The 2,009-nt window shown below is 69.4% G+C and carries 3 protein-coding genes; all 3 read right to left on the reverse strand.

Going from position 1 to position 2,009, the window contains the following annotated elements; genetic code table 11:
* On the reverse strand, window positions 1-981 hold a 981-nt coding region (locus tag VF794_RS39345), incomplete at its 3' end, for an alkaline phosphatase D family protein (protein WP_331118780.1).
* 64 nt (window positions 982-1,045) lie between these two features.
* Window positions 1,046-1,441, reverse strand: a complete 396-nt coding sequence (locus VF794_RS39350; RefSeq protein ID WP_331118782.1) for a DoxX family protein — start codon at window positions 1,439-1,441, stop codon at window positions 1,046-1,048.
* A partial coding sequence (locus tag VF794_RS39355) for a helix-turn-helix domain-containing protein (protein ID WP_331118784.1) occupies window positions 1,438-2,009 on the reverse strand: 572 nt, incomplete at its 5' end. The genes VF794_RS39355 and VF794_RS39350, both read right to left, overlap by 4 nt.

Consider the following 2,009-nt stretch of genomic DNA (forward strand, 5'->3'; position numbering starts at 1 on the left):
CTTGCCGTAGTCGAAGTCCCGGTAGATGCGGGTGTCGGGGAAGCGGGGCACGCTGTCCACGTCGATGGTGCCCGCGCCCGAGTCGGTGGTGTCCAGCGGGAGGTACTCGTGGAAGACCTGCTCCGCGTTGCGCTTGCGCTCGTCCGAGCGCTCCTCGACGCGCCCGTCCGAGTACGTCGCGTGCGAGCCCCAGCTGTCATTGGAGAACTCGTGGTCGTCCCAGACGGAGATGAAGGGGTAGCGCTCGTGGATCCGCTGGATGACGCGGTCCGAGCGCACCGTCCGGTAGATGTCGCGGTAGTTGGAGACGGAGGCCGCGGCGAGGTACTGCCGCGTGCTCGAGCCCCGCGGGAGCGCCGAGCCGGGATCGCTGAAGCGCACCGCGCGGTTTTCATCGGGTGTCTGGAAGGAGAGGTCGCCGGTGGTCTCGTAGATGTAGTCGCCGAGGAAGGCCACGAAATCGAGATCCTCGTCGCGCTGCAGCAGGTACTGCCAGGTGTTGTAGTAGCGGCCGATGAAGTCCTGGCAGCTCGCGAAGACGAAGCGCACGGGCACGTCCTGGCCCGAGGCCGGCGCGGTGCGGGTGCGGCCCACGGGCGAGGCGTACCGCTGGCCGTCCCGCTCGTAGGTGAAGCGGTAGTAGTAGGTGGTCCTCGGCTGGAGGTTCGTCACCTTCACCTTGAGGGTGTGGTCATGCGCGGGCAGGGCCCGCACGTCCTGCTCGAGCACGAGTGTGCGCAGCTCCGCCTCCGTGCCCACCTCGAGCTTGAGCGGGGTGGCCGCGCCAGCGCGAGAGGAGTCCACGGCGCGCGTCCACAGCACCACGCTGTCCGAGCGTGGATCTCCGGACGCGACGGACTGGGGGAAGTACTCCAGGCTGGGGGTGGGAGATTCCTCGTCCCGGGAACAGCCGAAGGCGGTGCTGGCGGCGACGGCGGCGATGCACTTCAGGATGGTGCGACGGTGCAACCTCTGGCTCACGTGGGCCTCCGCTGAGAAGGGCGGAGAGCCTACCGCAGCCCCTCGACGCGGGCCTCACCGCACGTCAGGGGCGGCGGCGCACCCGGGCATCGAGACTGTACGGGCCAGCGCCGATGAGCAGCACCGCGACCATCACCGCCAGGTAGAGCAGCGCCAGCTCCATGCGCTCGAAGGGGTTGGCCCGGTTGCGGTAGATCGCCACCATCATGGTGAAGGCCGCCATGGCCGCCGCCGGTCGGGTGAAGAGGCCCACCGCCACCAGCAGGCCGCCCACCAGCTCCGACAACACCGCGCACCAGGCGAAGAAGAGGGGGAAGGGGAAGCCGATCGTCGCCACGCCCTCGGCGAAGCGGTTCATGTCCCCCGTCGCCTTCGGCAGCCCATGCAGCAAGGCCAGCAGCAGTCCGAACGCTACGCGCACCAGGGTCCAACCCAACGCGGTTCCACGTGTGCCCATCATGCCTCACCTCCACCAGATGTCGGTTCCTTCTCCGCCCCGCGCTTGAGCCCCAGGGCCTTCATTTTTTTATAGAAATGCCCGCGCTCCAGGTCGAGCAGCCGTGCCGCCTCGGTGACGTTGTCCTGCGTGTACGCGAGCGTGTGGAGGATGATCTCCCGCTCGGCGTCCTCGACCTGCTCGCGGAAGGTGCGATCCACCCGGGGGCGGAAGCCGCTGGCGGGAGCGGGAACCGCCGGAACTGGAGCCCCCGGGGCGGGAGTCGACGGGAGAGCGCTGGAGGCGTGGGCCGCAGCCGGTGGAGGAAGCACGAGCCCCTTGCCGCGCGGCAGCATCTCGGCGGCTTCGGGGCCGGTGACGATGGGGCCCTCGCACAGGATGGCCAGCCGCTCCACCAGATTGCGCAGCTCGCGCACGTTGCCCGGGTAGTCGTAGGCGGCCATCACTGCCAGGGCCTCGGGCGAGAGCGTCAGCGGCCGGCGCCCGTTGCGTGCGCACGCCTCCTTCAGGAAGGCGTCGATCAGCGCTGGCAGGTCCTCCCGTCGCTCGCGCAGGGGCGGCGAGTGAATCT

This window comes from Archangium sp. (assembly GCF_036389735.1).
Taxonomy (GTDB): Bacteria; Myxococcota; Myxococcia; order Myxococcales; family Myxococcaceae; genus Archangium.